Source organism: Methyloceanibacter methanicus (genome assembly GCF_001723285.1).
GTDB classification, from domain to species: Bacteria; Pseudomonadota; Alphaproteobacteria; order Rhizobiales; family Methyloligellaceae; genus Methyloceanibacter; species Methyloceanibacter methanicus.
The window spans coordinates 38,468-63,460 of sequence record NZ_LPWG01000011.1 but is presented as its reverse complement, the minus strand read 5'-3'; the positions used below and the strand labels follow the sequence as shown (position 1 = coordinate 63,460).

30 protein-coding genes and 1 pseudogene are annotated in these 24,993 nt (G+C 64.2%); 15 read left to right on the top strand and 16 right to left on the bottom strand.

Annotation, left to right across the window (positions count from 1 at the left end; all coding sequences use genetic code 11):
• Window position 1: 1 nt before the first annotated feature.
• The 8 genes from AUC68_RS07835 to AUC68_RS18355 form a co-directional block, all read right to left on the bottom strand.
• The gene (locus AUC68_RS07835; RefSeq protein WP_244500442.1) at window positions 2–529 is read right to left on the bottom strand and encodes a DUF1579 domain-containing protein; all 528 of its coding nucleotides are present in this window, start codon (window positions 527–529) and stop codon (window positions 2–4) included.
• Between the two features lie 72 nt (window positions 530–601).
• A complete protein-coding gene (locus AUC68_RS07830) occupies window positions 602–1,012 on the bottom strand; it encodes a VOC family protein (RefSeq protein ID WP_069437437.1) in 411 nt (136 codons plus the stop codon).
• 20 nt (window positions 1,013–1,032) lie between these two features.
• Window positions 1,033–1,233, bottom strand: coding sequence for an SRPBCC domain-containing protein (locus tag AUC68_RS17135; protein WP_204376985.1), 201 nt, complete (start codon window positions 1,231–1,233; stop codon window positions 1,033–1,035).
• Between the two features lie 162 nt (window positions 1,234–1,395).
• Window positions 1,396–1,533, bottom strand: a complete 138-nt coding sequence (locus tag AUC68_RS17130; protein WP_204376984.1) for an SRPBCC family protein — start codon at window positions 1,531–1,533, stop codon at window positions 1,396–1,398.
• A 1-nt stretch (window position 1,534) separates the two neighbouring features.
• Window positions 1,535–1,885, bottom strand: coding sequence for a YciI family protein (locus AUC68_RS07820; RefSeq protein WP_069437129.1), 351 nt, complete (start codon window positions 1,883–1,885; stop codon window positions 1,535–1,537).
• A 4-nt stretch (window positions 1,886–1,889) separates the two neighbouring features.
• Window positions 1,890–2,387 carry a VOC family protein gene (locus AUC68_RS07815; RefSeq protein ID WP_069437128.1) on the bottom strand — a complete coding sequence of 166 codons (498 nt, stop codon included), beginning with the start codon at window positions 2,385–2,387 and terminating at the stop codon, window positions 1,890–1,892.
• 8 nt (window positions 2,388–2,395) lie between these two features.
• Entirely contained in the window at window positions 2,396–2,842 is a 447-nt protein-coding gene (locus AUC68_RS07810; RefSeq protein WP_069437127.1) for an SRPBCC family protein, read from the bottom strand.
• Window positions 2,843–3,017: 175 nt separating this feature from the next.
• Window positions 3,018–3,173, bottom strand: a complete 156-nt coding sequence (locus AUC68_RS18355; RefSeq protein WP_342027469.1) for a hypothetical protein — start codon at window positions 3,171–3,173, stop codon at window positions 3,018–3,020.
• Between the two features lie 175 nt (window positions 3,174–3,348).
• On the opposite strand from AUC68_RS18355, the gene ykgO reads away from it, so the two are divergent.
• Window positions 3,349–3,474, top strand: coding sequence for a type B 50S ribosomal protein L36 (ykgO, locus tag AUC68_RS07800; RefSeq protein WP_045368701.1), 126 nt, complete (start codon window positions 3,349–3,351; stop codon window positions 3,472–3,474).
• A 148-nt stretch (window positions 3,475–3,622) separates the two neighbouring features.
• A complete protein-coding gene (locus AUC68_RS07795; protein WP_158008268.1) occupies window positions 3,623–4,378 on the top strand; it encodes a tetratricopeptide repeat protein in 756 nt (251 codons plus the stop codon).
• 176 nt (window positions 4,379–4,554) lie between these two features.
• Here the strand turns inward: AUC68_RS07795 and pyk are convergent.
• Window positions 4,555–5,957 (bottom strand): annotated as a pseudogene (pyk, locus tag AUC68_RS07790) (pyruvate kinase); the annotation flags it as partial.
• Window positions 5,954–6,451 carry a DUF1036 domain-containing protein gene (locus tag AUC68_RS07785; RefSeq protein ID WP_083240540.1) on the bottom strand — a complete coding sequence of 166 codons (498 nt, stop codon included), beginning with the start codon at window positions 6,449–6,451 and terminating at the stop codon, window positions 5,954–5,956. The pseudogene pyk and the gene AUC68_RS07785, both read right to left, overlap by 4 nt.
• 215 nt (window positions 6,452–6,666) lie before the next feature.
• On the opposite strand from AUC68_RS07785, the gene AUC68_RS07780 reads away from it, so the two are divergent.
• The 3 genes from AUC68_RS07780 to AUC68_RS07770 all read left to right on the top strand — a co-directional run bounded on the left by AUC68_RS07780 (window position 6,667) and on the right by AUC68_RS07770 (window position 8,155).
• Window positions 6,667–7,449, top strand: a complete 783-nt coding sequence (locus AUC68_RS07780) for an N-formylglutamate amidohydrolase (protein WP_244500441.1) — start codon at window positions 6,667–6,669, stop codon at window positions 7,447–7,449.
• A 14-nt stretch (window positions 7,450–7,463) separates the two neighbouring features.
• The gene (locus tag AUC68_RS07775; RefSeq protein ID WP_069437434.1) at window positions 7,464–7,718 is read left to right on the top strand and encodes a DUF1244 domain-containing protein; all 255 of its coding nucleotides are present in this window, start codon (window positions 7,464–7,466) and stop codon (window positions 7,716–7,718) included.
• A gap of 173 nt (window positions 7,719–7,891) precedes the next feature.
• Window positions 7,892–8,155, top strand: a complete 264-nt coding sequence (locus AUC68_RS07770; protein WP_069437433.1) for a DUF2312 domain-containing protein — start codon at window positions 7,892–7,894, stop codon at window positions 8,153–8,155.
• Window positions 8,156–8,187: 32 nt separating this feature from the next.
• Here AUC68_RS07770 and AUC68_RS07765 read toward each other — a convergent pair whose 3' ends face one another.
• The 4 genes from AUC68_RS07765 to AUC68_RS07750 form a co-directional block, all read right to left on the bottom strand.
• Window positions 8,188–8,421 (bottom strand): hypothetical protein, encoded by a 234-nt coding sequence (locus tag AUC68_RS07765; protein WP_069437124.1) that lies wholly within the window; start codon window positions 8,419–8,421, stop codon window positions 8,188–8,190.
• 29 nt (window positions 8,422–8,450) lie between these two features.
• Window positions 8,451–9,506, bottom strand: coding sequence for a peptidoglycan L,D-endopeptidase MepK (locus AUC68_RS07760; RefSeq protein ID WP_069437123.1), 1,056 nt, complete (start codon window positions 9,504–9,506; stop codon window positions 8,451–8,453).
• A gap of 367 nt (window positions 9,507–9,873) precedes the next feature.
• Window positions 9,874–11,907: a L,D-transpeptidase family protein gene (locus tag AUC68_RS07755; RefSeq protein WP_069437122.1), complete on the bottom strand. Its 2,034-nt coding sequence runs from the start codon at window positions 11,905–11,907 to the stop codon at window positions 9,874–9,876.
• Between the two features lie 21 nt (window positions 11,908–11,928).
• The gene (locus tag AUC68_RS07750; protein ID WP_069437121.1) at window positions 11,929–13,437 is read right to left on the bottom strand and encodes a sigma-54-dependent transcriptional regulator; all 1,509 of its coding nucleotides are present in this window, start codon (window positions 13,435–13,437) and stop codon (window positions 11,929–11,931) included.
• Between the two features lie 309 nt (window positions 13,438–13,746).
• Here AUC68_RS07750 and AUC68_RS07745 point away from each other — a divergent pair, with 309 nt between their 5' ends.
• Window positions 13,747–15,645: a M3 family oligoendopeptidase gene (locus AUC68_RS07745; protein WP_083240538.1), complete on the top strand. Its 1,899-nt coding sequence runs from the start codon at window positions 13,747–13,749 to the stop codon at window positions 15,643–15,645.
• Window positions 15,646–15,649: 4 nt separating this feature from the next.
• Entirely contained in the window at window positions 15,650–16,243 is a 594-nt protein-coding gene (locus AUC68_RS07740) for a DUF6790 family protein (protein WP_069437120.1), read from the top strand.
• A 24-nt stretch (window positions 16,244–16,267) separates the two neighbouring features.
• On the opposite strand, the gene AUC68_RS17675 is transcribed toward AUC68_RS07740, so the two are convergent.
• Window positions 16,268–16,777, bottom strand: coding sequence for a DUF411 domain-containing protein (locus tag AUC68_RS17675; RefSeq protein ID WP_244500440.1), 510 nt, complete (start codon window positions 16,775–16,777; stop codon window positions 16,268–16,270).
• 37 nt (window positions 16,778–16,814) lie between these two features.
• On the bottom strand, window positions 16,815–17,756 hold the full coding sequence (locus AUC68_RS07730; RefSeq protein ID WP_069437119.1) for an endonuclease/exonuclease/phosphatase family protein: 942 nt from the start codon (window positions 17,754–17,756) through the stop codon (window positions 16,815–16,817).
• Between the two features lie 198 nt (window positions 17,757–17,954).
• Between AUC68_RS07730 and AUC68_RS07725 the strand changes: the two genes are divergently transcribed.
• The 8 genes from AUC68_RS07725 to AUC68_RS07695 all read left to right on the top strand — a co-directional run bounded on the left by AUC68_RS07725 (window position 17,955) and on the right by AUC68_RS07695 (window position 24,635).
• On the top strand, window positions 17,955–19,304 hold the full coding sequence (locus AUC68_RS07725; protein WP_342027468.1) for an ABC1 kinase family protein: 1,350 nt from the start codon (window positions 17,955–17,957) through the stop codon (window positions 19,302–19,304).
• Between the two features lie 86 nt (window positions 19,305–19,390).
• On the top strand, window positions 19,391–19,882 hold the full coding sequence (locus tag AUC68_RS07720; RefSeq protein ID WP_069437117.1) for a DoxX family protein: 492 nt from the start codon (window positions 19,391–19,393) through the stop codon (window positions 19,880–19,882).
• Between the two features lie 222 nt (window positions 19,883–20,104).
• On the top strand, window positions 20,105–20,332 hold the full coding sequence (locus tag AUC68_RS17670; protein WP_244500439.1) for a cupin domain-containing protein: 228 nt from the start codon (window positions 20,105–20,107) through the stop codon (window positions 20,330–20,332).
• A gap of 11 nt (window positions 20,333–20,343) precedes the next feature.
• Complete coding sequence (locus AUC68_RS07710; protein WP_069437116.1) at window positions 20,344–21,261, top strand: VOC family protein; 918 nt, start codon at window positions 20,344–20,346, stop codon at window positions 21,259–21,261.
• A 132-nt stretch (window positions 21,262–21,393) separates the two neighbouring features.
• Window positions 21,394–21,531, top strand: a complete 138-nt coding sequence (locus AUC68_RS15805; RefSeq protein ID WP_083240537.1) for an aa3-type cytochrome c oxidase subunit IV — start codon at window positions 21,394–21,396, stop codon at window positions 21,529–21,531.
• A 118-nt stretch (window positions 21,532–21,649) separates the two neighbouring features.
• Window positions 21,650–22,810, top strand: coding sequence for a Re/Si-specific NAD(P)(+) transhydrogenase subunit alpha (locus AUC68_RS07705; protein WP_069437115.1), 1,161 nt, complete (start codon window positions 21,650–21,652; stop codon window positions 22,808–22,810).
• Window positions 22,807–23,226: a proton-translocating transhydrogenase family protein gene (locus tag AUC68_RS07700; RefSeq protein ID WP_083240536.1), complete on the top strand. Its 420-nt coding sequence runs from the start codon at window positions 22,807–22,809 to the stop codon at window positions 23,224–23,226. Before AUC68_RS07705 ends, AUC68_RS07700 begins: the two co-directional genes overlap by 4 nt.
• A 14-nt stretch (window positions 23,227–23,240) precedes the next feature.
• Entirely contained in the window at window positions 23,241–24,635 is a 1,395-nt protein-coding gene (locus tag AUC68_RS07695; RefSeq protein ID WP_069437114.1) for an NAD(P)(+) transhydrogenase (Re/Si-specific) subunit beta, read from the top strand.
• Window positions 24,636–24,993: the final 358 nt, after the last annotated feature.

Below are 24,993 nucleotides of genomic sequence, written 5' to 3'. Positions count from 1 at the left end.
CCTAGGCCGTGCGCCGGTAATGCCCCGTCATGAATTCGACCCACGCGCCGTCTTCGCCCGGTGTCCGGGATTTCAGGATCCAGTGATCGTCGCTCTCGATCTCGACGATGTCCTGGTAGGGGACAAGGCTCCCATCGCCTGAGAAGCTCGGCCCTTGCGTGTCGAGCGTGAGGACCTTGCCGCTCTCGTCCAGCTTTCCGTCATAGATCCAAAGATGGGTCATGCACGAAGCAATGAAACTGCCGACGAAGCGCTTCTTCTGCGGATCGTAGCCCAACGTGATGATGCTGTTCACGGGCGTGCCGTCCGGCGCATCGCCTGTGCCCTCGCACAAGATCCACAGACCGCCGAGCGAGCGGACCGTTGTTTCGCCCGTGCTCTTCATGGGCGGCTGGTCGGGCCCCATGACGCATTCGCCTTCGAAGCGCCAGTTCCCGATCAGCCTGTGCAACCAGTCATGCTCCTCTTGAGGTTCGGGCTGCATGCACGTGCCCTCGGCGTTTTCTTCGGATGTCGTCGTCTCGGTCATTGTGTGTCTCCCTATTGTGCCGGGGCCTCGCCTGAGAACCGGACGGCACCGTGTTGGTCAGTCCCTTTGGCCTCAGTCCGGTTTCATGCAATTGATCATCCAGCGTGTTCCGAAGCGATCCGTCAGCGTGCCGAATTTGAAGGCCCAGAAGGTCTCCTGAAGCGGCATCTCGGCGGCGCCTCCCTCGGCGAGCGTGGCGTAGGTGCGTTCGGCCTCGTCCGGATCGTCGATATTGAGCGTGACGGACGTGCCCTGCATCGGCTTGTAGTGATCCGGGCCGGCATCGGAGGCCATCAGGACCTGATCTCCGATGGCGAGGCGCGCGTGCGCGATCATGTCTTTGAGTTCAGGCGGCGGGGTATAGTCGCCCGGCATCTCGGCGAAGGTCATCATGGCCACGATGTCGCCGCCGAGGATTTTCTGGTAGGCTGTGAAGGCTTCGCGGCAGGTGCCTGGAAAGTTCAGGTATGGGTTCAGTCGCATGTTGAGCTCCAATCGGAAAATTATGCTTGGTCCAGATGATCTGTGAGTTTCTCGAAGGTCCCGGTCCAGCCCGCTTGCATGGAGTCCCGGCCCTTGTCGAATGTTTCGCACTCCAATGCGGTCGCCTCGTAAGGCACCCATTCGACGGTCACCGTCGTCTTGCCGTTCTCTTCGGTGAAGCTGATCGTGGTGTGCGTTTGCTGCGGCCAATCGGGCGTCAAGGGATGACGCGTCAGACGCCGGTCTCGTCGGAGAAGGAATTGATGAAGACCAGCCGTTCCTCGGGAACAATCTCGCGAAAGACCATGCGACCCCACATTTGCTGCCTTGCGGCGATTCCAGGCAGTAGTGGAAGAGACCGCCCGGCTTCAGATCGAGCGTCTTCACATCGGATTTGAATCCTTTGGGGCCCACCACGCAGCCAACTGCTCCGGCTCGGTCCAGGCTCTCCACACGCGGTCCAGCGGTGCGTCGAATGTGCGGCTGATGACGAAACGGGGCACGGTGCGGGTGTCGCTCATATCAAGCGCCCTCCAGGTTGACGGCGTTCATGGCCATGATCGGCCTGATCTCGACCCGGCCGTTCGCGCGCGCGCACGGCGTATCCGTGACCAGTCGAATGGCTTCGTCCAAGTCGGCGGCTTCGATGACGCCGAACCCCGCAAGCGGGAGCTGCGTCGCGTCGGCCGGGGCTTCGCTGGTGACGGGCGTGCCGTCCCAGGCCCTCAGCGTGGTGACGTGAGGTTTAACGGCGGCGACGAGATCGCCCCTGTTCCGCAGCACGTCGTCCTGGGCGAGCAGGGCCTCCTGCTCCGTCTTGGACAGGGTCTTCCAGTCCTCCGCGCGGCCGTAGGCGAGGCACAGATACTTCATGGCCTCAGGTCCCCTCGAAGGCGCGGTGCAGTGCGGCGATGTCGTATTTCTTCATCTGCATGAACGCCTTCATGACGCGCTGGGAGGCTGCATAGTCCTTGTCCGTCAGCAAGTCGGAGAGCACGGTCGGTACGACCTGCCAGGACAGTCCGAACTTGTCCTTGAGCCAGCCGCACGGCCCTTCCTCGCCGCCGGCGGTCAGCGCTTCCCAATAGTAATCGACCTCCTTCTGGTCCTTGCAGGCGACCTGGAAGGAGACGGCCTCGTCGAACTTGAACAGTGGCCCACCGTTCATCGCGGTGAATTTCTGCCCGTCGAGCTCAAACATGACGGACATGACGGAGCCTGCGGGCTTGCCGTGGATCTCGTGACCTTCCTCGCCGTAGTGGCTGGTGTAGGTAATGTGCGAATTGTCAAAGACCGAGCAGTAGAACTTCGCGGCCTCTTCGGCCTCGGTGTCGAACCAGAGGCAGGGTGTGATCGTCTTCGATGGAATGGGCATGGTTCCTCCTACGCGACGAAACGTTCCAGCTTGTCGAGGCATCCGGTCCATCCTTCGCGGTGGCGGTCACGGGCCTCCTCGTCGAAGAATTGCTCGTGGATCAGCGTGAGCAGGGTGCCATCGCCATCCGGTGTGATGAGAACGGTCAAGAACGATTCCCGTTCCGGCATGGTGCGCCAGGCCCAGGTGAAGGCGAGCTTCTCGCCCGGGATCACGTCGCGATAGATGCCGCTGACATTGTGCTCCTCGCCGTCCTCGGTGAAGAAGCAGACCGCATAGCGGCCGCCGACGCGGACATCGGTCTCTGCGTGGCGGACCTCCCCGGAATCCGGCCCGAACCACTTCACGATTTTTTCGGGGTCGGTCCAGGCGTCGTAGACCTTTTCCGGCGGGGCATTGAGATGACGTTTGAGGGTGAGGCTTGGCTTGGCTGCGAGGCTTGCGTTGGCGGACATGGTGTCTCCTCCACAAAGGCTGCGAGATTGTCGAGCCGTTCGGTCCAGAAGCGCTGATAGCGGTTGAGCCAGTCCATGGCGTGCTCCATGGGGTCGGCGGCGAGGCGGCAAATCACGGTGCGGCCGGTCTTCTTGCGTGTGATCAGGCCGGCGTCCGACAGCACCTTCAAATGTTTCAGGATCGCAGGCAGCGACATCGAAAGGGCTCGGCCAGGGCGCTCACCGGCATGCCGTCGGCCTCCGGCTCGAGCCTTGCCAGCAGCGCCCGCCGGGTCGGGTCGGCGAGGGCGGCGAAGGTGCGGTCGAGTGCGGTGTTTGAATACTTAACCATATGGTTCACTATATGGGCCTGCAGCTGCGCCGTCAACAGGCGGCGTGAGGGACCCGTGCCCGAGACCCTCAAGTTGACAGACGCGGCCGCCCTTTCTATGGTCCGGCCAAATTCGCGGGCGGCCTTTGTCCAAGGGCCGCCCGGACTGTTTTTCAGCCGAAATGGATGGCGTGAGATGAAGATCAAGAATTCTTTGAAGGCCCTGGTGAAGCGCCATCGGGATAACCGCGTGGTTCGCCGTCGTGGCCGGCTCTATGTGATCAACAAGACCAATCGCCGCTTCAAGGCGCGCCAGGGGTAACCTCAGGGTGCGCCCTATATGGTTTTGCCTCCCATCCGAGCGGATCGGTGGCGCCAATGCGGAAATGCTTTGACGGGGCCCCTCGGGGCCCCGTACCTTTTGGCCCATGGGACTTTCGGGCCATAGGTTAGCGGTGTTTGGTTTGGGCTTGGCGCTGCTCGCGCCCACGCCCGCTTTGGCCGGACCGCCGGTGGTCCTCGCCCAATTCTTCGAACATTTCGACGACGAGCCGGAGCCGTCGGCGCCGCCCGCGGAGGATCCGGCGCTCGAGGGTCTCGATCTCGAAGGCTTAGACGACGGCGGCCTAGACGCCATGCCGGAGTCCGAACTCGAGCTACCTGACGCGGCGGCCGGCGAAGCGCTGGACGCGCCCGAAGAGGATGTTGCCGGCGTTGTTCCCCCAGATTTCGATCCGGCCGAGCGCCCGATCTTGTTGGAAGGGCTTTACGAGCGCCTCTCTGCCGCCAAGAGCCCGGGCGAGGCTGCCCCGATCACCGAGGCGATCGAAGAGTTGTGGGCCATGTCCGGCAGCGACACGGTCGATCTTCTCATGAGCCGGGCGATGCAATTCGCCAACGATTCCGATGTCGACCTCTCGCTCGCCGTCCTGGATGCGGTAGTGGATATCGCGCCGGAAGAGGCCGAGGCTTGGTATCTGCGCGCCAAGGTCAATGTGCTCGCAGGCAATCCGGAGCGGGCGCTGGCCGATCTGCGGCGGACGCTGAATTTGGATGAGAAGCACTACCGGGCGATCACCGACCTTGGGCTCGTGCTGGAGCAGCTCGGCGCCAAGAAGGAGGCACTGAAGGCCTACCGCCAGGCGCTGACGGTCAATCCCTACATGGACGATGCCAAAGCCGGCGTCGACGCGCTCGCGCGCGAGGTCGAAGGCCAAGACATTTAGTCGAGACATTTAGCCGAGATATCTAGCCAAGACATTTGGTCGAGATATCTAGCCAAGACATTTGGTCGAGACGTTTAGTCATGCCGCGCGATCGAGCGTCCTAGCCGGGAACCGCTGAGCTCGTCGCGTCCGCCGCCGGTCCTACGGAAATTCCACGTCCTCGGTCGGATCGACTCGGCGATGCGGAGCAGGTTCGTGGCGCCCGATTTTCCGAGCGGCACACCGGCGGTGACGATGACCTGCTCCCCGGCCTTGGCGAAGCTTCCTGGTAGGCGATGCGGCAGGCCTTGGCGACCATGTCGTCGAGATTGATCGGGTCGTCCGCGAGTACGCAATGCTGCCCCCAAACGATGGTCAGCTTGCGCGCCGTCCGCGGGATCGGCGTCAGGGCCAGGATCGGCTGCTGCGGCCGCTCGCGTGCGGCCCGCAAGGCCGTGGCGCCCGAGGCCGTGTAGCAAACAATGGCCGCCAGATTGAGCGTCTCCGCGACCGTCCGGGCCGCGGCCGAGATCGCGTCCGCCCCCGTCGCCTGCGGATCGATGCGCTGGGCATGGATGATCGCGGCGTGGAGCGGGTCGTGCTCCACTTCGATGGCGATGCGGTTCATGGTGGCCACCGCGTCGACCGGATACTTTCCCACCGCCGATTCGGCCGACAGCATGACCGCGTCCGCGCCCTCGAACACCGCGGTCGCGACGTCCGACACCTCGGCCCTGGTGGGAACCGGCGCATAGATCATCGATTCGAGCATTTGCGTCGCGACCACCACCGGCTTGCCGGCGTTGCGCGCGGCGCGGCTGATCTGTTTCTGCAGCCCTGGGACCTTCTCGACCGGCATTTCCACGCCGAGGTCGCCGCGCGCCACCATGATCCCGTCGGCCAGGTCGACGATCTCCTTGAGGAAATGGATCGCGGTCGGTTTTTCGATCTTCGCCATGATGGCGGTGCGGTTGCGGCTGAGCTCGCGCGCCTCTTCGATGTCGGCAGGCCGCTGCACGAAGGATAGCGCCAGCCACGAGACGCCGATGGAATTGGCGCATTCGATGTCGGCGCGGTCCTTGTCGGTCAGGGCACCGAATGGGAGCACCGTATCGGGCAGGCTGATGCCCTTGCGGCTGCCGAGGAGACCTGAGTTCAGCACTTCGGCGTCGATGCGCACGTCCGAGGCTTCCACCACGCGCAGTTTGAGCTTGCCGTCGTCGAGCAGCATGCTGTGCCCGGCCTCGACGGACTCGAAGATCTCGGGATGAGGCAGGTGGATGCGGCCCAAGCCGCCCACGTCCTCGCGGCGGACGAAGCTCACGACGTCGCCCTTGGTGAGGCGCATCGTCCCGGATTCGATCTTGCCGATCCGCAGCTTCGGCCCTTGTAGGTCCACGAGAATCCCGATGGGGCGCGAAAACTCGGTCTCCAGCTTCCGGACGATCCCGTGGACCTCCCGCAAGCCGTCATGGGTCGCGTGGCTCATGTTCACGCGAAAGACGTCGGCGCCCGCTTCGAACAGGCGCCGCATGGTATCTTCGTTGGTGGAGGCAGGACCGAGCGTTGCGACGATCTTGACTCGTCGGTTCCGCCTCATTGGGTCTTTGCTTCGCCTTCTGGGTCCGTCAAACGCACGGTCCAATCTCTCTCTTCGCCGGTGTCGACCTCGAAAAAGCCCGTGCTCTTGTGGCCGCGCTTCTCGCAGTCCGCTGTATTGCGGATGGTGAAGGACTTGTCGTCCGTGCACATATAAAGGCCGCCCGCCCATTCACCGCCACGGTCATAGTCCACTGCGTGGATATAGTAATAGCGTCCGATCAGCACACCCTTGAGCAAGGTCTCGCAAGTGTGCGAAGCGATGTTCCACCAGCCTTCGCTGGCCCAGCCCTCGGTGTCCTTGTAGCCGATCGCGACGCCCACGCGGCTGGCGGTCGTGTTGCACAACTTCAGATCGGCCATTGCGGGCGAGACGCCGGGCCCCGTCAGGACGCCAAGCACCGTGAGGCAGGCCGCCAGAGCGGCGGCGGCGGACCACCGGCGCGCACTGGCCCAGATCAAGGCGGACTTATGGATCGCGTGAGAGGCAAACATCCGAATCTCGAGGTTTGATGCCGTGATTGACCAACGCCGAACGGTAGCGTCGAATAGGTTGCATTTCTCTGACCGGCAGGGCTCGATTATAAGACTGGGCCCCGCGTCTATAAAACACCGCCCAACTTTGAGGTAAATGTGTCGCGGCCCTATGGTTGCTTTGTTGGGCCCTACCGCTTGAGGAGTTCAGTCTGGATACTTTGATACAAGAAGATTTGAGCGAGAAGCCATACCGGACCATTGAAGGGGATGTAAAGCTTGGTCTTTTGATCCTTTGCGATCACGCTCGGAACCGCGTCCCGGAAGACCTTCACACGCTCGGGTTGCGGTCCGAGGACCTCCACCGGCACATTGCGTTCGATCTCGGCGCGGAGGGCGTGGTGCAGTTCCTCGCCACGATGCTCGGGGCCCCGGCCGTGCTCAGTCAGTTTTCACGGCTTCTCGTGGATCCGAACCGGGGGCTGGACGATCCGACTCTCATCATGGAGGTCGCCGACGGGCTCGTCATTCCGGGCAATGTGGGCTTGAGCCCCGCCGCCCGGGAGGCGCGTCTCGACCGCTTCTACCGGCCATACGACGCGGCAATCGGCCGGGCGATCGATGCGGCCATCGAGGCGGGCAAGCCGCCGGTGATCCTGTCGATTCACAGTTTCACCCAGGCCTGGAAAGGGGTGCACCGGCCCTGGCACGCCTCCGTCCTCTGGGACAAGGACCCCCGCGTGCCTGTGCCGCTCATCGACGGCCTGAAGACCGTTCCCGACGCGGTGATCGGCGACAATGTCCCGTATTCGGGCCAGCTCAAGGGCGACACGCTCTACCGGCACGCCACCCAGCGCGGCCTTGCCCACGCCCTGATCGAGCTCCGCCAGGACCTGATCCTGGGCGAGGAGGGCCAGGCGGAGTGGGCGGCCCATCTTGCGCGCGTGGTCTCCGACGTGTTCCAGTCGACTGAAGGATTGCACCGGATCGAGAACTACGGCTCCCATACAGGCAGTTGATTGGCGGTGGCGTGATGGACGACAGACAGAGAACGGAGATCGAGGCCGCGGCATTCCGGCGGCTGGTGGAACACCTGCAAGAGCGGACCGACGTGCAGAACATCGACCTCATGGAGCTTGCCGGTTTTTGCCGCAACTGCGTGTCGGGCTGGTACCTGGAAGCGGCCGACGAGCGGGGGATCCCGCTCAGCAAGGACGAGGCCCGGAAGATCGTTTACGGCATGCCCTATGACGATTGGAAGGCGAAGTTCCAGACCGAACGCTCATAGGGTCGCGAAAAGAACCTTTTAAAACGAGACAGTTGCGCCGACGGCGCCGCCGCGTGCGGCGCGTGGCTTTGGATAAGCGGGAAAAGCTGCGCCTTGCGCCTTGCCGGTCCTCGCGATTCGGGCCCAAGCTCGCCACTTCATCGAACCATCACAAAAGCCCCGAGGAAACCAACGTGCAGCTTCAGACATCGACCAAAGATCAGCTTCGTGCCTTCGTCTCGCGTATCGAGCGGCTTGAGGAAGAGAAGGCGGCGCTCGCCGCGGATCTGAAAGAGGTCTACGCGGAGGCCAAGGGCACGGGATTCGACGTCAAGGCGCTCCGCAAGGTGATCAGCCTTCGCAAGCAGGACGACAACAAGCGGCGTGAAGAGGAGATGGTGCTCGCCACCTATCTGCACGCGCTTGGCATGGATGCCGAGGAGTCCGAGGCGGCTTAGGCGCGGATCCGGAAGACCGACCGAAAATCGGCTTAGTTGGCGCGGGCCAGGCGGGTCGGGCCCTGCTTGGGCAGGCTCGCGTAAAGGTGCCGCACGGCCGGTCCCGTCAGGGTCTGGACGCTGGCAAGGCCGAGATAGCCGGAGGTCCGGCGCAAGACAAAGCGCGCGGGCTGGTCCATGTCCTCGAACAGATAATCGATATTGCCTTGCTCGGGATGCGTGAGCGGCGCGATTTCGCGGTCGTGCGCGATCGAAACATCGGACATCAGGCTCGCGGTTTCGATCGGCTGATAGCTCAGCTCGTCGGGATGGTCGTCATCGAACTCGGGCGCGCGACGACGGCGGCTTGCTCGTAGCCGGGGCCCTTAGGCCGGGCCGAGACGGGCGCGGCGCTCGAATCCGAAAGCTGGGGCGGAACTGGCGGCCGGGTTTGAGTCGGCCGCAAGGTCTCCCGTGCCCAGGGCAGCGCGCCGCCAAGACTTGCGAGCGCGAAGCTCTTGGGCGGCTCGTTCGGCTCGGGAATCTCCGCATCCGGCGGGGCAAGGGCCATCGGCTTGAACTGCGTGTCCGATGCCGAAGCGACAACCGGCATCGCTGCCGGAGGCTCGGAGAGCTGCGCCAGGGCCCGGACCGGATTGGGCGTCGGGGGCGGCGTGACGCCGGCGACCATCGTGGGCGACAGGCCCCTGGCCTGGGCGATCAGCACATGGTCCACCATGCCTTTGTCGACGGCGCGTTCGTAGTCCCTCTTGGTGATCCGCCGGCCGTCGCTCGGGACGTATGCGGTCTTTCCTTCGGGGAACAGCGCGGCGAGTTCGAGGCGCGGCATGCGCGGCCACATGCGCACGTTGCCCACGTCCACATGGACGAAGGGAATGCCCGATGTCGGGTAATAGCCGACGCCGCCGATCTCTTGAATGAGGGCGGAAGCGCGCAACTTCTTGACCGGAATGTCCGGGAAATGAATGTCGGAGGCCTTGCCCAGCGAATGCTGGCTGCGCCGCGCCTGGCCGCCGCCGGCGCGCCTCAGCTTGTCGTTGGTCTTCTTGCTGCGATAGGCCGAAATCAGATGGATAGGTTCCTGGGAGCCGAGCCGGGTATGCAGTGTCCAGATGAGATCGATCAGTTCCCGATCCATCTTGGTGGGCTCGTTGGCGCGCCAGTCGCGCATGAACCAGTTGAGCTTCTCGAGGGCTTCTTCGTCCCACACGCCGTCGCGCTTGTAGGTGACGGTGATCGTCTCCTTGGTGTGGATCTCGTACATGGAAAGCGTGCGGTCTTCGGCAGAAGCGGAAGTCGTCTGACCGATGATCGCCGCGGCGCTCACCGTCCAGATTGCAGCGCGCAGCACGGCGCGGCGTAAAGGACTCCCCCGAAAACGCATCCCCGTCTTTCCGTATTACCCTCGCCGGCGTTGTCAGCCGACTTTCCCCAATGACACCAGGCCTTTAAGGCCTTTCTGTGCCCATGGTCGCGTGTGCCCCACTGCGACCTATAAGCAACAGTATCCAGATAAAATGAGCGAAAAACAAGGCAAAGGCGTTAACCGTAAGGCCCGCTTGCGAGCTTAGTTAACAAGTTCTGACCGGGTGTCGTTCGCAGGTTTTCTCATGGTTGCGTCGCCGCCAAAGGGCGGCGGAGACGCGCGCTTCGGCCCGTTCGGGCGAAGAGGGATGAAGGCGTGTTCGTCGCAGAGCTGTGGTGGACGCTTCACCCCGTCAGAAAGCGCTGCGCGCGAACCGCGTGCCGGAGCCCTCGCGTGCCCGCTGCGCCTGCCGTTCTTGCCTGGGCGCCGCGTCCGGGCGCCCCGAGGCGGCGTAGTTCCGGCCGTTCTTGAGGAGGGCGGTGGTCATGCGCCGGTCGTGGCCGTAGAGGTCGGGATAGGTCTTGATCGAGCCATCCTCGTTCACCCAGAGCGTGAAATAGGTGATGTAGACAGGCACGGGGCTCTTCAAGGGCACGTGCTTGTCGTACCCGGTGTTGAACGCGGTCTGCGTCCTATCGGCGCTCCAATTCTGGTCGTGCTTCAGGAGCACGGCGGCGAATTCGTCCGGGTTCTGCACGCGCATGCAGCCATGGCTCTCGGCGCGCACGGTCCGCCCGAAGTAGTGCTTCTCCTGGGTGTCGTGCATGTAGACGTCGTGCTTGTTGGGGAACACGAACTTGACGCGTCCCAGAACGTTGTTGGGGCTCGGCGGCTGATAGAAATGCAGCTTGCGCAGGTCCACGCGAGCCCAGTCGATCGTCTGCGGATCGACGTGCTGGCCGTTGTACTTGATGCGCAGCTCATGCTGCTGCAGCACGCGGGTGTCCCAGCGGCGTCCGTACCAACCGCCGCCATAGGGCCGGATATAGGGCCGGATCTCGCCGGTCTTGATGGAATTCGGGACGTTCCAATAGGGGCCGAACACCACGGACTTCATGTCGTTCGAGAAGATGGGCGTGGGCGTCTTGGTCTTGCCGACCACGACCCGGCTGGTGTGGATGGTCTCGTCGTCCTTGACCACCCGCAGCATGAATTCCGGCACATTCACGGTGACGTAGAACCGCCCTTGGTCCTGGGGCAGCCAGCGCCAGCGCTCCATGTTCAGGAGGATCTTCTTGATGTCCGCCGGGTTGCCGGCGTTACGCATCTGCGGGTTGTTCAAGAGCCGCCGCGTGCCGGGCCCGACCACGCCGTCGGCCGTCGTGTTGTGCGCCCGCTGGAAGCGCTTCACCGCTTCGGCGAGCGTGTCGTCGTAGCGTTCCGGATTGTCCCCTTGGGGCACGCCGAGCCGTGTCCGCAGCAAGGCGACTTGCGGGTCCGCATCGCCCAGCCGGAGCAGGGGCCCGCTTGGAACGTGGACCTTGGGCGCGGTGTCGTCCGTGTCCGCGCTGCCGCCGCGCAGGGCGATCAGCTTCTTACGCAGGGCTTCGAATTGCGGATGCTGCGGCTGAAAGCTTCGCAGGTACGCGCCCGCGTCCGGCCGATAGGCGATCGATTGGATGACCTCGTCCGGCTTCGGCAGGGCCAGCGTCGGGTCCAGGTTGCGCGAAATGCGGCGCGGATCGATGCGTCCGCCGCGGGCGTCCCGCGCATAAGCGAGCACGGCCCCGCTGATTTCGAGTTCCGCCGAGGCGAGTGTGGCCGTCGCATCCGATGCTGTTTTGTCGAAGCCCGCGAGATCCGGCAGACTGTAGTCCGATGCCTCGAGGCCATAATCCTCGGCGCGCGCAATCTCGGCCGTCACGGCCTTGCCGCGCGCGGTCAGGCCGTTCTCGTCGACCCACAGAAGCGGTCGCCCGCGATCGGTGTAGTACTCATCGAGCGCGGCCTTCTCGTCGGCCTTGAGCGTGGCCGTGGCCGAGGCGCCTTCCGACAGAAGCCGCTGCACGGCCCGCTGCAGAGGGCTGGCCGGCTTGGTGCGGGTGGCGATGCGCGGCGTGGCCGCGCCGATGGGCTCTGTCCCGGCCGCTTTGGGACTTTCCAACTTCGGCCCGGCGTCCGGCCGGTTCACAGCCGGCAGCGTTGCGACGGACGGCGCGGTCCGGCGCGAGTCCGGTCCGCGGGACACCTTTGCCGGAAACTTGTTTGCCGGAAACTTGGCCTCGGCCGCGTCCGCGCCAAACATTTGTACACGGAGCAAGTCGGTGCTGAGCGGTTCCGAACTCAGCATCGCAGTGTTCGTCATCTTCCTGTCCGCGGCACCCGCAGGCAGGCCCGGCAAGGCCGCGCACAGAACCGTCAGTGCGATGGCGTGAATGGGCTTCATAGGACCAGTCCCCCTTCAGGCTTAATTGGGCCGCGCTTCGAGTCCGATCTCCCGCATCTTGCGGTAGAGCGTCGATCGTCCGATGCCGAGGCGCTTGGCGATCTCCGTCATGCGGCCGCGATAGCGTCCGAACGCGAGCCGGATCATGTCCGCCTCGACGGCTTCCAAGGACCGGATGTCGCCATTGGCCCCGAGGGCGGGGATGCCCACCGAATCCTTGCCGGTGGGCGTCGGGACGTGGATCGTCATCGGTGTGTCGGCAGATTGACCGAGCATGACCGGGCCGTCGATGCGGGGCATCGGATCTCTCGGTGCCGGTGCCGGCGGCACGGTGACGGCATAGCCTTCCACATGCGCGGCGATCTGCGGGAACTCGCTAACGGTCAGCGTGGGCGAATCGGCGAGCACGACGGCGCGGAACACGGTGTTCTCCAGCTGGCGGATATTGCCGGGCCAGCTGTAGCGCTGGAGCATCGCCTCTGCCTCGGCGTCGATCCCGTCCACGCGCTTGCCTTCCTCGGCGGCGAAGCGCGCCGTGAAATGGCGCACCAGTTCGGGGACGTCTTCGAGCCGCTCGCGCAGGGGCGGCACCCAGATGGGGAAGACGTTCAAGCGGTAATAGAGGTCCTCGCGGAAGCGGCCCTCTTGCACCAGCTTGATCAGGTTCTGGTTGGTGGCCGAGACGAGCCGAATATCCACCTTGATCGGCTGTTTGCCGCCGACGGGGTCGATCTCGCCTTCTTGAAGGGCGCGCAGTAGCTTCACCTGCGCGTCCAAGGGCAGTTCGCTGATCTCGTCGAGGAACAGCGTTCCGCCGTCGGCTTCGACGAACTTGCCGACGCGCTTCTCGGTGGCGCCGGTGAACGAGCCGCGTTCGTGGCCGAAGAGAATGCTCTCGACGAGGTTTTCGGGGATGGCGCCGCAATTCACCGTCACGAACGGTTTCGCCTTGCGTGCGCTTTCGCCTTGGATGGCGCGGGCGACCAGTTCCTTGCCCACGCCGGATTCGCCTTCGATCAGGACCGGAATGTTGGAGGAGGCGGCGCGCCGGCCGATCTCGACGACCCGCTCCATGGCCTCGCTGCCTGCGATCAGGTCGGAGAAGCCGAGCTTGCCGTTGGCGGTCGCCTTCATGCGGTTGATCTCGCCGGCGAGCGCCTCGATCCGCAGGGCATTCTTGATGGACACTTCGAGCCGCTCGGGGCTCACGGGCTTGACCACGAAGTCGACGGCGCCCGCGCGCATGGCGCCGATGGCCGCGTCGATGCTGCCATTGGCCGTCTGAACGATCACGGGTGGCTTCTTCGGGAGCGAGCGCATGGCGGCCAGAACGGCCATGCCGTCCGTGCCGGGCATCACAAGGTCGAGGAGAACGAGGGCGATATCGCCGGCATTGCCGGCCTGCAATGCAGCAAGTGCGGCTTCGCCGCCGTCGGCGCTTTGAACCTCGTAGCCGAACCGCTTTGTAATCTCTTCAAGAATACGGCGATGGGTAGGGTCGTCATCGACGACCAAAACGCAACTGGGCATGACGCAAAAACTCACTGGTTACGCAAACATCTACTGGAGCAGGTTCCCATTGGGCCGATACACTTGGGCTTTCGGGAATCCTGCTGTGCCAAAACAGTGCACTCGAAGGGTAAACATGTTCTTTATCGCAGTTCGATTTTGGGGAATGTCTTGCGAATGCGTAATTTTGCGTGCCACAACAAAGCGTTCTTAGGCCCTTGCGGGAGGGGCGCGCGCTACCCACACTAGGCGTGAGGAATTGACGTATTTGGGTGTTAGCGAATCGCCTGCGAGGGATTCGCGCCCCGCCAACAAGGACCTTCAAGACTGATGCTGTGCAGCTTCTTCCCTGGTTTGCCGTCCCGTACCGTTGCAACCTTCTCGCCCAAGGCGCTCGAAAAGGCCGGTGCGAAACCGGGCGAGGGCGCCGCGCTCGGCGACCTCCCGGAATGGAACCTGGGCGACCTTTACGACGCGCCCGAAGCGCCGGCGCTCAAGGCCGACCTGGAAAAGGCCCGGCACGATGCGGAGGCCATGCACGAGCGCTATGCCGGAAAGCTCGAACAGCTGCTTGACGGCGGCGCGGGCGGCGAGGCGCTGGCGGAAGCCGTGCGCACCTTCGAGGCGCTGAACGACGTGCTGGGACGCGTCGCGTCCTATGCGAGCCTGCTCTACGCCGCCGATACCACAGACCCGCGCCATCAGAAATTCTATGGCGACATCCAGGAGACCATCACGGCGATCTCCTCCAAGCTTCTCTTCTTTCCCTTGGAGCTCAATCGCCTCGACGATGCGGCGATCGAGACCGCGCTGGCGACGCCGGCCTTCGGCCACTACCGGCCCTGGATGGAGGACTTGCGCAAGGAAAAGCCCTATCAGCTCGAAGACAAGCTGGAGCAGCTCTTCCACGAAAAGGCGGTGAGCGGGCGCGGGGCCTGGGACCGGCTCTTCAACGAGACCATGGCGAATTTGCGCTTCGAGGTGGAGGGTGAGGAGCTGAGCCTGGAACCCACGCTCAACCTCCTGCTCGATCCGACGGAAAAGCGGCGCAAGCACGCCGCCAAGCGCTCGCGAAAGTCTTCAAAGGACAATATCCGGCTCTTTACCCTGATCACCAACACGCTCGCCAAGGATAAGGAAATCTCCGACCGCTGGCGCGGGTTCGAGGATGTGGCCGACAGCCGCCATCTCTCCAATCGCGTGGAGCGGGACGTGGTCGACGCGCTGGTCGCGGCCGTGCGCGAGTCCTATCCGCGCCTGTCCCACCGCTACTACGCCATGAAGGCCAAATGGCTCGGCATGGACCGCCTGAAATATTGGGACCGCAACGCGCCTCTGCCCGAGGTGCCGAAACAGGTCATCGGCTGGGACGATGCGCGCGATACGGTGCTGACGGCCTATGGCAGCTTCTCCCCGCGCATGGCGGAGATCGCCGGCCGCTTCTTCTCGGACGGTTGGATCGATGCGCCGGTCCGCGAGGGCAAGCAGCAGGGCGCGTTCTCACATCCGACCGTGCCAAGCGCGCACCCTTACGTCCTGCTCAACTATCAGGGCAAGCCGCGCGACGTGATGACGCTCGCCCACGAGCTGGGCCATGGCGTGCACCAGGTTCTGGCCGGCAAGCAGGGCGCGCTGATGGCGCCGACGCCCCTGACTCTGGCGGAAACCGCGAGCGTGTTCGGCGAGATGCTGACCTTCCGGAAGCTGCTCGATCAGGCTCCATCCCCCCGCGAGCGCAAGGCGCTGCTCGCGGCCAAGGTGGAGGACATGCTCAACACCGTGGTCCGGCAGATCGCGTTCTACTCGTTCGAGCGGCATGTGCATACGGAACGGCGCGAAGGCGAACTCACGAGCGACCGGCTCGGGGAGATCTGGATGGACGTGCAGCGCGAGAGCTTGGGGCCGGCGATCGAGCTCAAGCCGGAATACGAGACCTTCTGGTCCTATATTCCGCATTTCATTCACGCACCCTTCTATGTCTACGCCTATGCGTTCGGCGATTGCTTGGTCAATTCGCTCTACGCCGTCTACGAAAAGGCCGATGCGGGGTTTGCCGAGCGGTATCTTGCGATGCTGTCCGCGGGCGGGACGAAGCATCACAGGGAACTTTTGAAGCCGTTCGGTCTTGATGCTTCCGAGCCCCATTTTTGGTCCATGGGGCTCAAGGTGATCGAAGGTTTCATCGACGAACTCGAAGAAATGGACCGGACGGTGATCGCGGAGGCCTAAGACGATGACTCAGGTTGCGCTGGTTCCCCTGCTTGTTTGGGTCGCCGCGCTAACCTGTTGGGGCATCGCCCTGTCGCGCGGCCCCCGTCCGCTGCCGCGCTGGTTCGTGATCGATCGGGCGTTGCGCTACATCTTCATTTTCCCGCTCGGCGTGCTCGGGCTCTGGGCTTTCATCGGCCACGTGATCTTTCCGGTTCGGGCCGCTGCCGCGATCGGCTGGCCGCCGAGCCCGTTTCAGTTCGAGGTGGGCTACGCCAATCTGGGGATCGGCCTTGCAAGCCTGTATGCGGCGTTCACGACATTCTATGCGCGGGTGGCGGTGGCGATCGCCGCATCCTGTTTCCTCGTCGGCGCCGGCATCGGCCATGTGCACGACATCATCGCTTACGGCAACCTGACCGCGGGCAACGCCGGACCGATCCTGGTGACGGATTTTCTCACGCCGGCGGTGGCGCTGGGCTTGCTGATCGCCTCCGCGCGGCGGCCGAAGGCGAAGCTGCGGTCGCCGGACACCCAGGCGCTCGAAGCCGAGATCGAGGTGGCGCGTGACGCCATGCGCTCCTATCGGGAGGCGCTCGACAGATTCGTCAAAGGGTAGGGCCTGCCCGCGCGCCGCCGGAGCTCAGTGCTTGGCGAAGATCTCGGTGCTGCCGTCCTTCTTCACGAGAAGAACGTCGTAAGGCTCGCTCTTGCCGTCGGGCTGTTCCATCCCCGGCGAGCCGAGGGGCATGTCGGGCACCGAAAGGCCGACAGCGTCCGGGCGCTCCGCGAGCAGTCTTTTGATGTCGTCCGCCGGGACATGGCCCTCGATGGTGTAGCCCTCGATCAACCCGGTGTGGCAGGACGCGAGCTTCGGCTCAATGCCGGCTTGGCGCTTGATGCGATTGAGCATCCCTTGCGTCGTGTTTCGCGCCGAGACGCTGAAGCCGTTCGATGTGAGATAGTCGGCCCATTTCTGGCAGCAGCCGCAGGTGGGCGATTTCCAGATCTCGATCGCAAGGCGCGCGTCGGGCGCCGCAAAGGCCGGCCCGCCCAGGGCAAGCGCGGCCAAAGACAACGTCGCGAGAAACAAGACCAGCGTCGCGCGAAAGACGCGAGGCCGTCTGACGATCGTCGGCCGTGCTGCAATCACGCCCGTGCTCCTTCATCGCCGCATGCGGGCCGCCATCCTATTCCACAAGGGCGATATCGGCGATCACAGGCAGGTGATCGGATTCCAGCCTCGGGCCGATCGACAAATCGATCTTTGCCAGGTGCTGCGAGACGAACACATTGTCGATGGGCAGCAGCTGCAGAAGCGGGATGGCTCTCCAGCGTGCAGGCCAGGTCGGTGCGTAGGTGTTCAGGCGGCCCAAGCCGGTTTCCGCGGAAAAGCGCCGGAGCTTGTGCGTCCACGGCGTCGCGTTGAAGTCGCCGGCGACAATGACGGGCCCTGTTCGTGAGCGTACGAAACGCGTCAGGGTCTCGATGTCGCTCTTTTGCTGAACCGGGTAGAAGGGCCGCGCCATATGTGCCCCGACGAGGTCGACAGGGGTGCCGTCCACATCGAGGCGCGCCCAGTTGACGATGAGCGAGCGCCAATAGGGTTCGTTCGGACGATCGAGCCGGCCTTTGTCCACAATCGGATGCTTGGACAGGATCACGAGGCCATGCCCGCCCGCCTGGAACGGGTATCGCGCTTTCATCCGCTCCAGAAAATCCTCGTGCTTCCAGCGGACCTCTTCCAGCACCACGGCATCGGGTTTCGTCTCGGCGAGGAAGTCCTCGACCTTCTGCTCGTGAAGGTCGCCCTTGCCCCACATGTTGAAGGTGGCAATGCGCAGGAACCGTTCGGCGCCGTTCGCCGCTTTCGGGGCCGCGCCGGCAAGGTTCGGAATCAGTATAGCGAGCGCCACGGCAAGAAGAGCCCCGGTCGTCACGATCAGCATGCGGCTGCGCAGCACCAGGCTGAGGAGAAGCAGCACCGCGAGACCGGCCACGAGGAACGGCAAGCCGTTGTTGACGATGTCGAGGGCCGGGTACGCATCGGCCAGGACTCCGGCGACGAGCGCGGCCGCCGCGAAGAGGCAGCCGGCAATGATGGCGGCGTTGAGCAGTTTTGAGATCGGCATGAAACGATGGTCTGAGAACGATGTTCGGAAAGTCGGCTATGGCACGGGTGGAATTGGCACTTATATGTGGGGAGCCATAACGAGAGGTGAAGGGCCACGGCGTTCATGAACGATTTGTCGGACAGCTCGGGTCGCGGTTCGCCGAGGAACGATTCAGAGGCGGCGGATCGCGAAAGGAACAGGTTCAGCGCCCGAGCCATGCGTTATGGCCGCGTCGGCGCCAATGTGGGCGGGGTGGCCGCGCGCATGGCCGGACGGCGCCTGTTCGGGCTCGATGCGGAGACCGAGAAGGAAGCGGCCGCACTGGCCATGGCCCTTGGCGGGCTCAAGGGCCCGATCATGAAAGTGGCCCAGCTTCTCGCCACCATTCCCGACGCGTTGCCGCCGGAATATGCCGAGGCCCTGGGCAAGCTGCAAAGTCACGCGCCGCCCATGGGGCGTGCCTTCGTCAAGCGCCGCATGGCCGCCGAGCTCGGCCCTGAGTGGGAGAGCAAGTTCGCCGCCTTCGAGTATGAAGCCGCGGCCTCCGCCTCGCTCGGCCAGGTGCACCGGGCGGTGGGCCATGACGGGGCCGCGCTCGCGGTCAAGCTGCAATACCCGGACATGCGTTCGGCCGTCGAAGCGGACCTGGTGCAGCTCGGCATGCTGTTCTCGGTGCATCGCCGGATGCGGCCTGCGGTCGAGACCTCCGAAGTCTTGAAGGAGCTTTCCGAACGGCTGCGCGAAGAGTTGGACTATCAGCGCGAAGCCGGCATGACGCGCCTTTACGGCCTGATCTTCGCGGACGACGCCACAGTGCGGGTGCCGGAGATCTATCCGCACCTCTCGACCGATCGCGTGCTGACGATGACCTGGCTCGAGGGGCGCAAACTCCTGGACTACAAGGACCGGCCTCTCGAGGACCGCAATGCCATCGCCCGCGCGATGTTCCGCGCCTGGTGGTTTCCCTTCAGCCATTACGGCGTCATCCACGGCGATCCGCATTTGGGCAACTACACGGTGTTCGAGAACGGCGCGGGCCGTGCCGCGGGCATCAACCTACTCGACTATGGCTGTATGCGGACTTTCGCGCCCAAATTCATTCAGGGCGTGATCGATCTCTACAATGGGCTTCTGCATGAGGATCGCGCCTTGATGGTGCATGCCTACGAGACCTGGGGCTTCGTGGGCCTGTCCAACGAGCTCATCGATATTCTGAATATCTGGGCCAGGTTCATCTACGGCCCCATGCTCGACGACCGTGTGCGCACGATCGCGGACGATGTGGAGCCGGGCATGTACGGGCGCAAAGAGGCGTTCCAGGTCCACCAAGCCTTGCGGGAAAAGGGCCCCGTGACCATCCCGCGCGAATTCGTCTTCATGGACCGCGCGGCGATCGGCCTTGGCGGCGTGTTCCTGCACTTGGACGCGGCCTTGAACTTCCATGTCCTGTTCGACGAGGCCATTGCGGGCGTCGACATCGAAAACGTGACGCAGCGGCAGCGCGATGCGTTCGCGCAAGCCGGCGTGCCGATGCCCGGTACGGGGGTAACCGGGACAAGCGCCTGACAAATCCGCGACAAGGGTTGTGATCGCTCCCTACATGGCTGAGGATTCGCGGGAGACGCGAACGTCATCGAAAGGAGGGGCTGGCCATGGATTGGCTCATCAACGATGCGCTGCCGGTCTTGGCGCGTATCTTCATTGTCTGGATCTTCCCGTTCAGCTTTCTCGACAAGATCATCAATTGGGACACGGCGGTGAAACAGGCCTCGTCGAGTTGGCTGCCCGGTGGGGCCATGCTGCTGTACCCGGCCATGGCGGTCGAGTTGCTGACGCCGCCCATGATCGTGTTCGGGTTCTACGACGGCATCGCCGCGTTCATTCTCGCCGGTTACTGCGCCGTCACGGGGCTCGTCTATCATAACTTCTGGACCTATCCGCGTTTCTGGTCTCCGACGAGCGAGGGCTACCCGCATGTCTGGGACTTCTTCAAGAATTTCGGGCTCGTCGGCGGGCTGATCTTGGTGATGCTCGCGGCCGGCTTCTTCGAGATGGCGGACAAGGACATCGAGGAAGTGACGCTGCTTTCGCCCCATCTGTCTGCACAAGGCGCGGTTGCCGCCGGACCGGCGGAGGTTCGCTGAGCCGATGGAGTCTCCGACGCGCTCCTACTGGCATGTCTGGGCGGACGAGGAGGGGGTCACGCACCAGACCCAGTGCGCGTTGACGAATTTCGCCATGCAGAGCATGGGCGGGAAGGCCGCCCCGCAATGGAATCTCCAGCTCTGTCGGGGGCAAGCCAACGTCATGCTCTGCGTGCTGCCGGTCGGTTGGGTCGGCGAGTGGCATGAGAACCCCAAGCCGCAATGGATCATTCCGCTCTCGGGCGCGTGTTCGTGGAAACCACGGACGGCGTGCGGGTCGAAATGGGGCCCGGCGAGATTTCGTTCGGGGCCGATCAACATTCGAAGCCGTCTGCAGACGGGGATTTCGGTCACAGATCGGGAACGGTCGGCGATGAGCCCGCAACGCTTATGGTCGTGCAGCTGGAAGACCCCAAATTCGTCGCCGCCCGGCCCGGCTTCTTCAAATAGGGACGCGTTCCATGCCGGTGACGAAACTGATGCGCGTGGTCATAACCGTGGCGGATCTCGACCGGGCCACCCGCTTCTTTGGCGTCGGGTTGGGGCTGGAGGTGGCCCCGGAAACGCGCTTCTGCGATGCCCAGTGGAATGGGCTTCTCGGGCTCGATCCGAGGACCATCATGCGAACCGCCGATATCCGCTTTCAGAGGGAAGGCCTCACGCTCGCGGCCTTCGATCCGCCGGGCGTCCCCTATCCCGAGCCCCGCGCCTCGAACGATCCGTGGTTCGAACACGTGGCGCTGGTCGCAGGCGACATCCAGGCGGTGTGGGCGCGGCTGGAAAAGGCCGGGCCCGAAACCGTCACCGCGCACGGTCCCGTGCTGCTGCCGCCGAATACGGGCCGCGTGAGCGCCTTCAAGTTCCGCGATTTCGAGGGCCATCCCCTGGAGCTGATCGCGTTTCCGCAAGGGGTGGGCGACCCGCGCTGGCAGCACGGGAGCGCCGGCATTCGCGGCTTCGACCATACCGCCATTGCCGTGAGCGATCTCGATCGCAGCCTCGCGTTCTATACGGGTCTCCTGGGGATGCGCGTGGGCGGGCGGTCCTTGAACCAGGGGCCGGAACAGGACCGGCTCGATGGGCTTTCGGGTTGCCTGGTCGATGTGGTGGCGCTCCAGCCCCTGTCCCAGCCGACGCCCCATGTGGAGTTGCTCCACTACCGGTCCCCGCAGGGGCGAACGGCCGTCGCGGCGCCGCATGCGAACGACGTGGCCTCGGTCCGTCAGGTCCATAAGGTCGACGATCTGGAGGGGCTCGTTCGGCGCCTCGAGGCGGCGGACGTCGTCTTCGTTTCCGATGGCCTCGTCTGCCTCGCGGACGGGGGCAACGGGGCTGCCGTCAGGGACCCGGACGGGCACCTGATCGTACTATTGGATTAGGCTTCGGGTCGCCTGTTTGGTCTGGCCCAATATTGCGGCAAGCCTGGGAGTCTGCTATTTCCCGAGGGAAGCGCGGCCTCGCGATGTGGCGCGAAGCGACCGCCAACGAATGAGAACTAGGGGGATAACCGAATGCAGATTGATCCCAAAGCGGGCCACCCGGATATGGACTATGCCGAGCACATGGGAACCTACAAGACGTTTTGTGGGCTGGTGTTGTGGGGCACGATCGCCGTTGCGGCGCTTGTCGCGGCCATGGGGTTCTCCTGACATAAGCGCGGACGACGACCGGCTTCGTGAAGGCGCGTCGCCGTCTTATTCCAAAACCCGATAGCGCTTGGCGGACCGCCTGTACCGAACCGGTGCGCCTGCGGCGAAGGGAGCCATAATGATTGCAATTGGCGTACCAGCGGAGGGTCCCGACGAGCCTCGGATCGGCCTCACCCCCGAGACGGTGAAAAAGCTGGTCAAGGCCGGTGCCAAGGTCACCATACGGTCTGATGCGGGCCTGCGGTCTCATTTTTCCGACGAACAATACGAGGAGGCTGGCGCCTCCATCGCCAAGAGCGACAAGGACGCGGTCGCCGATGCCGACGTTGTCTTCACGGTCCGGCGTCCGCCGGTCGACCTTGCCAAGGCCATGAAGAAGGGCGCGTCTCTGATCGGCATGCTGGATCCGTTTTCGGATACCGACGGCCTCGAGGCCCTGGCCAAGACCGGCGTTTCGCTGTTCGCCATGGAACTGATGCCGCGCATCACGCGCGCGCAGAGCATGGACGTCCTGTCCTCGCAGTCGAACCTCGCCGGCTACAAGGCCGTGGTCGACGCCTCGGCCGCGTTCGAGCGTGCCTTGCCGATGATGATGACCGCGGCGGGCACGGTGCCGGCCGCGCGCGTGTTCGTCATGGGGGCGGGCGTTGCGGGGCTCCAGGCGATCGCCACGGCGCGCCGCCTGGGTGCGATCGTGACCGCGACGGATGTGCGTCCCGCCGCCAAGGAACAGGTCGAGTCGCTCGGCGCGAAATTCATCGCCGTCGAGGACGAGGAATTCAAGCAGGCCGAGACGGCCGGCGGCTACGCCAAGGAAATGTCCGACGACTACAAGAAGAAGCAGGCGGAGCTTGTTGCCGAGCACGTGAAGAACCAGGACATCGTCATCACCACGGCGCTGATCCCGGGACGGCCCGCGCCGAAGCTGATTTCCAAGGCCATGATCGAGAGCATGCGGCCCGGCTCCATCATCGTGGATCTCGCCGCCGAGCGTGGGGGCAACGCGGAGCTGACCGAGCCGGGCGATATCGCCGAGCACAAGGGCGTGCGCATTTTCGGCCAGTTGAACTTGCCGGGCCAAGTGCCGGTCAATGCCTCCAGCCTCTATGCGCGGAACCTTCAGGCGTTCATCGAGCCGTTCATCGACAAGGAAACCAAGGAACTCGCCATCGATTGGGACGACGAGCTGGCCGTGGGCACCGCCATCGCCCGCGACGGCGCCATCGTCAACGATCGGGTTGCCGGAGGAAAGACATCATCCGGAGGAAAGGCATCATGATGACTAGGACCCTTCTGACGGGGATCATCGTTGCGGGGCTGGCGCTTGCCTTCGAAGCGTTTCTGCCGGGCGCGGCCCACGCGGCGGAAGCGGCCGCGGAAGACGGCGGCCACGATTTCATCTCGCAGTTCTCGATTTTCGTGCTGGCCGTGTTCGTCGGCTACTATGTGGTTTGGAGCGTGACGCCGGCGCTGCATACGCCGCTCATGTCGGTGACCAATGCGGTCTCCTCCGTGATCGTTGTCGGCGCGTTGCTCGCGGTGGCCGTCGAGGCAGGAGACGCGGTTGCCTCGTCCGGTCATTGGCTGGCGAAGATCCTGGGCTTTTTGGCCCTGATCCTGGCCTCGGTCAATATTTTCGGCGGGTTCCTGGTGACGCAGCGCATGCTCGCCATGTACCGGCGTAAAGACCGCTAGGGGGATCGAACAGCATGTCCTCCGAACTCGTCGCACTGCTTTATCTCGTCGCGGGCGTTCTCTTCATTCTCGCGCTGCGGGGCCTGTCCTCGCCGGAGACCTCGCGCCGGGGCAATTACATGGGCATGGCCGGCATGGCCATCGCCGTCGTGACCACGCTCGCCGTGGCCGCCCCCCAGTCGGGCCTGTCTTGGGCCATGATCATATGCGGTATCGCCATTGGCGGGACCATCGGCGCGGTCATCGCCCGCCGTATCCCGATGACGGCGATGCCCGAACTCGTTGCCGCGTTCCACTCGCTGGTTGGCATGGCCGCGGTCCTGGTGGCCGCGGCGGCCTATTACGCGCCGGAGGCATTCGGTATCGGCGCGCCAGGGAGCATCCGCGTGGCGAGCCTCGTGGAAATGTCCCTGGGCGCGGCCATCGGCGCCATCACCTTCACCGGCTCGGTCATCGCCTTCGCCAAGCTGTCGGGCCGCATGTCGGGCGCGCCGATCCTTCTGCCCGCGCGGCATCTCATCAACATCGCGCTCGGCATCGCGCTGATCGCCTGCATCGTCCTGTTCTGCCAGGAGCAGACGCCGTTCTATTTCTGGGCGATCGTCGCGCTGTCGCTGCTGCTGGGCGTGCTGATCATCGTCCCCATCGGCGGCGCGGACATGCCCGTCGTGATCTCGATGCTCAACTCCTACTCGGGCTGGGCGGCGGCGGGCATCGGCTTCACGCTGGGAAATACGGCGCTGATCGTCACCGGCGCGCTGGTCGGCTCGTCGGGCGCGATCCTGTCCTACATCATGTGCAAGGGCATGAACCGCTCCTTCATCAGCGTCATTCTCGGCGGGTTCGGCGGCGAGACCGCGGGCCCGTCCGGGGACGGCGAGCAGAAGCCGGTCAAGCTGGGTTCGGCCGAAGACGCGGCCTTCCTGATGAAGAACGCGGAGAAGGTCATCATCGTGCCGGGCTACGGCATGGCCGTGGCCCAGGCGCAGCATGCCCTGCGCGAGATGACGGACGAGCTGAAAGAGGTCGGGGTCGAGGTCAAGTTCGCCATTCATCCGGTCGCGGGCCGCATGCCGGGCCATATGAACGTCCTGCTCGCCGAGGCCAACGTGCCGTACGACGAGGTGTTCGAGCTCGAGGACATCAACTCGGAATTCGCCCAGACCGACGTGGTCTACATCATCGGTGCGAACGACGTGGTCAATCCGGCCGCCGAGGACGATCCCACCTCGCCGATCTACGGCATGCCCGTGCTGCAGGTCTGGAAGTCCGGGACCGTGCTGTTCAACAAGCGCTCGCTCGCGTCCGGCTACGCGGGCATCGACAACCCGGTCTTCTACAAGGACAACACGATGATGGTCCTGGGCGACGCCAAGAAGATGACCGAAGAGATCGCGAAGTCCATCTAACTTGCCCTACCGGCCTGTGGCCTACTTGAGGCATGGTCGTTAGCTTGCCCTACCGGCCTGTGGCCTACTTGAGGGCATGGTCGGTTCCCCTGCCGCGCGTTATGCGCCTTGAGGGCGTGTCCCGGTGGCTCTCCGGCTCCGGGACGGCGCCGCCTCGCGCCCGTTAACCGTCTCGAAGAAAACGATAAATCGTCAAGATCGGGCCGGGAGTCGCCCATTTTGCGGCTGCAATCGGTGCTTAATCCGCTGCGCCTTGGCGCCTGCGCGGTGCGGCGTGTGACATTTGTCCATTGATTCCCTCGCCGTCCAGACCATCTAGCATGGGATCGAGGCGCCTCCCTTCCGAAGGTTAACCCGA

What these genes read in the sequence shown, in the direction of transcription:
- AUC68_RS15805 (WP_083240537.1), top strand. Translation starts at nt 21,394, where the DNA reads ATGCAGATTGATCCCAAAGCGGGCCACCCGGATATGGACTATGCCGAG.
- AUC68_RS17670 (WP_244500439.1), top strand. Translation starts at nt 20,105, where the DNA reads ATGGATCATTCCGCTCTCGGGCGCGTGTTCGTGGAAACCACGGACGGC.
- ykgO (WP_045368701.1), top strand. Translation starts at nt 3,349, where the DNA reads ATGAAGATCAAGAATTCTTTGAAGGCCCTGGTGAAGCGCCATCGGGAT.
- AUC68_RS07695 (WP_069437114.1), top strand. Translation starts at nt 23,241, where the DNA reads ATGTCCTCCGAACTCGTCGCACTGCTTTATCTCGTCGCGGGCGTTCTC.
- AUC68_RS18355 (WP_342027469.1), bottom strand. Translation starts at nt 3,173, where the DNA reads ATGGTTAAGTATTCAAACACCGCACTCGACCGCACCTTCGCCGCCCTC.
- AUC68_RS07785 (WP_083240540.1), bottom strand. Translation starts at nt 6,451, where the DNA reads ATGTTTGCCTCTCACGCGATCCATAAGTCCGCCTTGATCTGGGCCAGT.
- AUC68_RS17130 (WP_204376984.1), bottom strand. Translation starts at nt 1,533, where the DNA reads ATGAGCGACACCCGCACCGTGCCCCGTTTCGTCATCAGCCGCACATTC.
- AUC68_RS07835 (WP_244500442.1), bottom strand. Translation starts at nt 529, where the DNA reads ATGACCGAGACGACGACATCCGAAGAAAACGCCGAGGGCACGTGCATG.
- AUC68_RS07820 (WP_069437129.1), bottom strand. Translation starts at nt 1,885, where the DNA reads ATGAAGTATCTGTGCCTCGCCTACGGCCGCGCGGAGGACTGGAAGACC.
- AUC68_RS07815 (WP_069437128.1), bottom strand. Translation starts at nt 2,387, where the DNA reads ATGCCCATTCCATCGAAGACGATCACACCCTGCCTCTGGTTCGACACC.
- AUC68_RS07810 (WP_069437127.1), bottom strand. Translation starts at nt 2,842, where the DNA reads ATGTCCGCCAACGCAAGCCTCGCAGCCAAGCCAAGCCTCACCCTCAAA.
- AUC68_RS07830 (WP_069437437.1), bottom strand. Translation starts at nt 1,012, where the DNA reads ATGCGACTGAACCCATACCTGAACTTTCCAGGCACCTGCCGCGAAGCC.
- AUC68_RS07740 (WP_069437120.1), top strand. Translation starts at nt 15,650, where the DNA reads ATGACTCAGGTTGCGCTGGTTCCCCTGCTTGTTTGGGTCGCCGCGCTA.
- AUC68_RS07775 (WP_069437434.1), top strand. Translation starts at nt 7,464, where the DNA reads ATGGACGACAGACAGAGAACGGAGATCGAGGCCGCGGCATTCCGGCGG.
- AUC68_RS07730 (WP_069437119.1), bottom strand. Translation starts at nt 17,756, where the DNA reads ATGCCGATCTCAAAACTGCTCAACGCCGCCATCATTGCCGGCTGCCTC.
- AUC68_RS07725 (WP_342027468.1), top strand. Translation starts at nt 17,955, where the DNA reads ATGCGTTATGGCCGCGTCGGCGCCAATGTGGGCGGGGTGGCCGCGCGC.
- AUC68_RS07750 (WP_069437121.1), bottom strand. Translation starts at nt 13,437, where the DNA reads ATGCCCAGTTGCGTTTTGGTCGTCGATGACGACCCTACCCATCGCCGT.
- AUC68_RS07710 (WP_069437116.1), top strand. Translation starts at nt 20,344, where the DNA reads ATGCCGGTGACGAAACTGATGCGCGTGGTCATAACCGTGGCGGATCTC.
- AUC68_RS07745 (WP_083240538.1), top strand. Translation starts at nt 13,747, where the DNA reads ATGCTGTGCAGCTTCTTCCCTGGTTTGCCGTCCCGTACCGTTGCAACC.
- AUC68_RS07765 (WP_069437124.1), bottom strand. Translation starts at nt 8,421, where the DNA reads ATGTCCGATGTTTCGATCGCGCACGACCGCGAAATCGCGCCGCTCACG.
- AUC68_RS07705 (WP_069437115.1), top strand. Translation starts at nt 21,650, where the DNA reads ATGATTGCAATTGGCGTACCAGCGGAGGGTCCCGACGAGCCTCGGATC.
- AUC68_RS07755 (WP_069437122.1), bottom strand. Translation starts at nt 11,907, where the DNA reads ATGAAGCCCATTCACGCCATCGCACTGACGGTTCTGTGCGCGGCCTTG.
- AUC68_RS07720 (WP_069437117.1), top strand. Translation starts at nt 19,391, where the DNA reads ATGGATTGGCTCATCAACGATGCGCTGCCGGTCTTGGCGCGTATCTTC.
- AUC68_RS07700 (WP_083240536.1), top strand. Translation starts at nt 22,807, where the DNA reads ATGATGACTAGGACCCTTCTGACGGGGATCATCGTTGCGGGGCTGGCG.